At 63.3% G+C, this 6,149-nt stretch carries 4 protein-coding genes and 2 pseudogenes; 2 read left to right on the forward strand and 4 right to left on the reverse strand.

Annotation, left to right across the window (positions count from 1 at the left end):
• The 4 genes from VXC91_RS41260 to VXC91_RS41275 form a co-directional block, all read right to left on the reverse strand.
• Nucleotides 1-1,564 (reverse strand): AAA family ATPase (locus VXC91_RS41260; RefSeq protein WP_329512498.1); only part of this gene is annotated, 1,564 nt, incomplete at its 3' end.
• A 329-nt stretch (nt 1,565-1,893) separates the two neighbouring features.
• Nucleotides 1,894-2,265: a GNAT family N-acetyltransferase gene (locus tag VXC91_RS41265; RefSeq protein ID WP_329512499.1), complete on the reverse strand. Its 372-nt coding sequence runs from the start codon at nt 2,263-2,265 to the stop codon at nt 1,894-1,896.
• Nucleotides 2,266-3,400: 1,135 nt separating this feature from the next.
• On the reverse strand, nt 3,401-3,703 hold the full coding sequence (locus tag VXC91_RS41270) for a WhiB family transcriptional regulator (protein WP_329512500.1): 303 nt from the start codon (nt 3,701-3,703) through the stop codon (nt 3,401-3,403).
• Between the two features lie 955 nt (nt 3,704-4,658).
• Nucleotides 4,659-5,072 carry an SsgA family sporulation/cell division regulator gene (locus tag VXC91_RS41275; protein ID WP_329512501.1) on the reverse strand — a complete coding sequence of 138 codons (414 nt, stop codon included), beginning with the start codon at nt 5,070-5,072 and terminating at the stop codon, nt 4,659-4,661.
• Between the two features lie 659 nt (nt 5,073-5,731).
• On the opposite strand from VXC91_RS41275, the pseudogene VXC91_RS41280 reads away from it, so the two are divergent.
• Together VXC91_RS41280 and VXC91_RS41285 are read left to right on the forward strand one after the other, a co-directional pair.
• A pseudogene (locus VXC91_RS41280) lies at nt 5,732-5,876 on the forward strand (IS5 family transposase); the annotation flags it as partial.
• Nucleotides 5,828-6,092: pseudogene (locus tag VXC91_RS41285) on the forward strand (hypothetical protein). The pseudogenes VXC91_RS41280 and VXC91_RS41285, both read left to right, overlap by 49 nt.
• The last annotated feature ends 57 nt before the right edge of the window (nt 6,093-6,149 follow it).

Here is a 6,149-nt window from a genome sequence, read left to right on the forward strand (position 1 = left end):
CATGAAAAGGTTCCCACATCTCTGGGCTGCCACCGTAAAAACACAAGAGGAGCAGGAGGTGTAGAGCGTCGGTGAGGGCCACGTTCGTGGCATCGTAACCGTGCTTACCTTCCGCGATGGCGCCCGCCAGCAGACGGTGAGCTGTGCGGACATCCCCATCACTGTTCAGAAGCAGTTGCACCGCCGCGGCGGCGAAGTGCAGCGATCTGCGCTGGTACGGGTCCACTCGTCTGGCATCTTCCAGCAGTTCGGAGGCGCTTCGCAGCGATCCCGTCGCATCGGCCCCGATGTAGGCGGCCTCCGTCAGCCGCCGGGCACGATCCGTGGCCACGGGGCTGAGGTCGGCAGCTCTGGTGAGCGCCGCGATCGCTGCCACGGCGTCGCCCCGGTTGAGGATGCGGCGCGCATGCTGTTCCAGCTGAACAGCTACCTGCTCGTCGGGTTCGAAGGCGGCTTCTCCAAGGTGCCAGGCCCGGCGTTCCGGATCGGACAGAACTCGACCCAGAGCCCGATGGGCTGCGCGTCGCTCGCTGCTGGTGGAGATCTCCACGACTGCCGAGCTAATCAGGGGGTGGCGGAAGACCAGTCCTCGTGAGCTGGTGTCCAGGGACACCAGCTGATCGTGTTCCGCCGGAGCAAGGTCTTCAAGGTCGACTTCACCGCCTGATTCACGCGCCGCCGCGTGCAATGTGCTGATGTCACCTGTGCCGTCCAAAGTGGCGACCAGGAGGAGGTACCGGGTACCAGTGGGAAGATTCTGGACACGTGAGACGAACAGGGACTGCAAACGCTGGCTGAGCGGCAGAACGTATGGAAGGGTTTCCCGCGCCCCGCGCTGTCCGGCTCGTAGCGCACCGGGGAGTTCGAGCAGGGCCAACGGGTTGCCCTGCGCGGTCTCTAGAACGCGTCGGCGCACCGCCGGTGCCAGGCCGGGAAAACGGGAGTCGACGAGGCGGGTCGAGGCGTCCTCATCCAGCGGCGGAAGCTCGAGTTGAGGCAGCCCGCTACGTTCGAAGAAGCTGCCCGTCTGCGTACGGGAGGCACCGAGGAAACTGATCGGGTTGCTGGTGAGGCGGCGAGCGATGAAGCCGAACACTGCAGCACTGGCCCGGTCAACCCACTGTAGGTCGTCAACGACAAGCAGCACTGGGTCTTTGGCCACTCTTGCCTGCAGGAGTGCCAGTGCGGCGTTGGAGAGCAGCAGTCGTTCCGGAGGGGCACCAACACGAAGCCCCAGAGCGACCTTGATGGCGTCCTGGTGCGTGCTGCTTAGGTTGTCGAAGAGGTCCGTCAAGGGCAGGAGCGCTTGATTCAGAGCGGAGTAGCTGACGTCCGCCTCGAACTGAACACCAGCAGCACGCAGTACGTACATCCCGGCTTCCGACGCGGTGTGCGCCACAGCGTCCAAGAGCTCAGTCTTGCCCACTCCCGCTTCCCCGGACACCAACAGCGCGCTGCCAGCGTCCTTGTTTACGAGGAGGCTGACGATGCGGCCGAGGTCAGCGTCACGTCCGACGAGATGGTCGACGCCACCAGTACTCGGGGAGGCGGCAGCGTCATGCATCAGATATTGCTCCAATCAAACCGGGCGCCCGACGATCAGGGGATGTCACCCGAGTACTGGCAGAAAAGGGCCGGCTCGGGGATCGTGCGGCGAATTCCCGCTTTCGCAGGTAGGCATGGTTGGCGTGGAAGGAGTACGCCTTGGCTTCCAGCAGATCCTCGAGGCTCGGGACCCAGCGGGTTCGGGACCCTTCCGTTTGCGAGCGGGCGGCCTCAGGACCGCACGCCGCCCGGTCAGGGCCGACAGGACTCACGGGTCCAGAACGACCGGATCAGCATGACGGGTCTGCGTGGCGTTGCGGCACGGGCGAAGAGCGCGAGGCTCCTTGACTAGGCAAGAGTCAGGTCGCGGGACCATCCACTGTGGGCTCGTTCCAGATTCCCGGGTGATCCGTGTCGATGACCTCTACGTACTTGCCTGCTCTGCTTGATGAACCGGTCGATGGCAGGACAGTAGATCGTCACCTTTTCCTTCCTCTGCTGCAGGTCGTTCAGGACAGCACGGATGAGGACTCGAGAGAGACCCAGGCCGCAGTAACCCTCGTCGATCTCCGTGTGACCGAGCACGCGGCGGCGACCAACGATCCGGTACACCATGACCCCTGCTTGCTCGGCGTCGACGTAGAGCGCGTACCGAGGGCCCTCAGCCTCATCAACGACACGGACGTCTTGCGCGCGATCGTCGAGCAAAACTCCAGCCATAGGCACCTCTGATCCGTTCGGCGTTCGCTGTCCCGCGTCCGCAGGCAGACGACTGGGCCGCCGAGGACACACTCCCCCCGAAGGGGACTCAGGAGTCCATTATGAGGCCTGTGCTGGTGCTTTACGCAACCAGGCGCAAGACTCCTTCTCCGTCGGCGGGGCTGACCCCGAGGGCCGCCCTGCATTGCGTGGGCCCCGGACTGCAATGCCTGGGCCGGACGAAGATCGCGATACGCAGCAGGCGACCACCCTGCAGTTCACGGATGCCGCGGACTGGTCGCGAGAGACCGTTCGGGCACGGCGCAGTAGACCATCGTGGCGGAACCTCCCGCCGGGGACGGGATAGCCCGGCCATGCGCGCCCGGCTCGCGCGCTTCTCAGGTGGCTGGGCTGCCGACTGGATCTGGCCGGGCAGCTGATGCCCCGTCGTCACTCCCGACGCCGCTGTGCTGGTCTCCGCTGCGATGCCCATCGTAGCCGCGTGGCTGCCGCCAGACGGTGCCCTGCTGCCTCCTGTACAAGAGCCCACCAATGGACTGCGGCTCCTCCTGCACGCCCGACGCAACAGGAGCGTGAGGACGATCAGAAGCGCAGCCCGGATCAGCAGGACGCCGAACGGTGCTCCGCCTGTCGCGGGGGCTGTGGCCCGGCCGCCAAACCTCTTACTTACCCGGCTTCACGTCCGGCGACTCCGCCCTGTGTCGGCGTTCGAAGACCTAGCCGGGGGATTGAAGGGTTCCATCAGGCACTGCTTCCCAGCACGTTTCGGAGCTGTGCTGCTACGGGCGACGTGCGACTGCGCAGTCAGCAAATCCTGCGCAATGAGCACCTGCTCGGTTAGGTAGGGGCCGAAGACCAACCTCTGTGTCCCAAAGCTTCAGGGCGATGATGACTAGGTCGACCTGAACCCCGACGAACTGGTCAATGTGGACCTAAGCACAGCCTGCCCACACAGCACCGAGAATGCCATGGGGCCGAACTCGCCGACGAAACCCGCCGCTTCTCCCGCAGACGTCAGCGTCAGCCGCACAACGCCCGCGGCTACTTCAGCGACCCTCACGTCAGCTGCGTCGTGGACGAGAACGATCTGAGTTCTTGATCAATAGCGGAAGCAGCCCCCCAGGGTGCAGCTGATTCAGAGTTCCGACCCCCATGCCGAGGTATCAGGCGGGATGGTCGAATGGTGCGAGGCGTCGAGAATCGCGCATCTTTCGTTCTCGCTCATTCCGCCCCAGACACCGTGGCGTTCGCCGTAGCGCAGGGCGAAATCCGCGCATTGAGAACGAACATTGCAGTCGGCACAGATTTCTTGGGCCCGTCTGTCGCGATGCAGCTTGGCCAGACCACGTTCTCCCGAGGGCGAGTAGAACACCGTGCTGTCCAGGCCACGACATGCTGCGAACCTCTGCCAGGACCACACCTCGACCAGAGCGCTCAAGTGCTTTTGTATATACATTCTTATCGCCCTTGTTTAATTGGTGCGAAGGATTACCGTACGACCAATTTTGCGACTGTGCTTACCGTCTATGTGATGTATGACGCCTTGACGACGTCTCGGCGTTTCGGGACGTCGGCGTGACACCATTGAGCGACCTCTCGCCGCAGCGGGGAGTTCGCCTAGGTTTCCAAGGGGAACTACGTTTTCAGAGATCTAATAGAATTTTTTTTCTGTTCCATGGCCGGGTCGTGGGGAAGCGCGAGTCGCATCCGTGGGTCGTGTCGGACCAACTGTGCGCGTTGATCAAACCGTTGCTGCCGGAGTCAGGGCCGAAACTGCTGACAGGTCGGCCCTGGGTGCCGGACCGACAGGCATTGTGCAGGATCGTTCATGCTGCACTCCGACATCCAGTTGGAGTACCTGACTCAAAAGCTGTGCTTTGGCTGCGGTATGGCCTGCTGTCAGCATCTGGCCACCTGGAACGAGGTCGGCGTGTGGGAGAAGTTGCACTTGGTATTGCTGAAGAAACTGCGGTCGGCGCGGAAGCTGGACTGGTCGCGGGCAGTGGTGGACCCTTCCCACGTGCGCGTGGTCCGGCGGTGCCCAAAGCAGGCCGAGCCTAGTCGGCTGCGCACGTCCAGGCAGCAAGCACCACGTCCTCACCGACGGCTAAGGCATCCCGCTCACGGGGTCGCTGGCTGGCGCCGACAGCAACAACGTCACCCAGCTGATACGGCTATTGGACAGGGTCCTCACCATAACCGAGTCATCGCGTGGACACGGCGACAGCCGGACATGCTTTTCGCAGTCCGCGGCATGACAGGTGTTGGCAGCTGCTCTGGCAGCAGAGTATTCGTCCAGTGATCGCGGAACGCGGCCAACTACGCGGGACCGGGCCGGTATCTTCGCTGAGTCACAGATCTAAAAACCCGCAAGTCAAATTCTCTGCGAGCCCTTAGCGAGCCAGAAGTTCTTCAAGAAAACGATCGATGTTCACTAGCGCCGTTTCGCTACCTGCCGGGACGGCCTCATGGGTCTTGGCGATCCATGCTTTGATCGGAGCGACAGGACCTTCGAGGCGAGCGTAGCCGTCTGGAGGTTGAAGTTCGATGCTGAAGTGCTGATCTAGGAGCGGCCCGATGGGAGCGACCCTCACGTCACCGAGTCCGACGGCAGCCTTCATGCCCTGGTCGAGTAGTTCTCGGGCGAACGTCCAGTGGACCACCCGGTCAGGTGTGATGTTGAAGGAGACCTGAACGGCGTACGGGTCGGCACACGCATAAGAGAACCGTACAGGCACACGTACGTGCAGGTCGCAGGCAACTGCGAGCGTCAAGCCGATGTTTAGTTCCAGGTCGGGATAGCCCATGATGATTCCTATTCTGTGGTCGACGTGCAGGTGAGATCGGGTCGGCTTTGACAGCATGCTCGGCGTTAATCTTGGACGCGTACTCCACGGTGATCTCACGCACCTTCTAGCGGACTGCGGCAACCGAGAGCAGGATGCCCTTCACTCAAGTAGGTCGGTCATAGCCGGCGGGCCGGCGCGGCATCCACTACATAGGGCATCGTGCGCGAGGTTGCTTGCCGAGAGCGAGGGCGGACGTGGAAGTGACGCGCTCCTTCCTAACAGTTGCGGCTCGGCTGCAACGTGAGTTCCAGCCGACCGTGCCTGAAAGGTTTGCAAGGCTGACGCGACCATGCATCCGGTTAATGACCTAGTGAGGTCAATTAGGTAGACCCCGCCACGGCTCCGCGCTCCGCAGCCGGCCGGGGCCGTTCCTGTCATGCGACTGACCGCACGGCGTACGACGCCCCTGCGGTGGCCTTACCCTCACGGGCCGGTGTCCGGTGCCGAGCGCTGAAAGCACCAAGCAACGGGCACCGTGTATCTGCAAGCAACCGCCGGTGCACCAATCGAGCCCCTTTCACCTCGCGACGGGCCGGCTCTCCCAGGCCCGTGGGTAGGCCTTTGCCTCCGGCCAACGGCGCGGACGCGGGGTTTCGCACCGGAAGCACCGCGTGGTGTCCGACCAGGCCGCCAACCGCAAGCAACGTGGGAAGACCCGCGGGCCCCCTCCGGCCTTCGACCGCGAGGACTACAGGGCCCGGCACGCCGGTCGAGTGCGGAATCAACCGGCTCAAGCGCAACCGTGCGGTCGCCACCAGGTTTATGACCCGCCTGAGCTGTTCTCCGACAACACCTTCATGGTTGTCCAGCCCGACGAGGACGACCCAGTGTGGTGGTTCACCTCGGCACCCGTTTTGGACGAAGGCGGCTACTTAGATTGTCCGCAGCGACGAGCACGAGGTCACCACCTCGACCAGTATCAACGACATCGCCCGCAGTTTCCCCGGACGGCCAACCAGCCAGGTCACCTACTTCTAAGACACGGCTTATTGGAACGCGACGGACCGGATCGCTGCTCGGAAGGGGAGCTACTAG

It is taken from the genome of Streptomyces chiangmaiensis (assembly GCF_036281785.1).
Lineage (GTDB): Bacteria > Actinomycetota > Actinomycetes > Streptomycetales > Streptomycetaceae > Streptomyces > Streptomyces chiangmaiensis.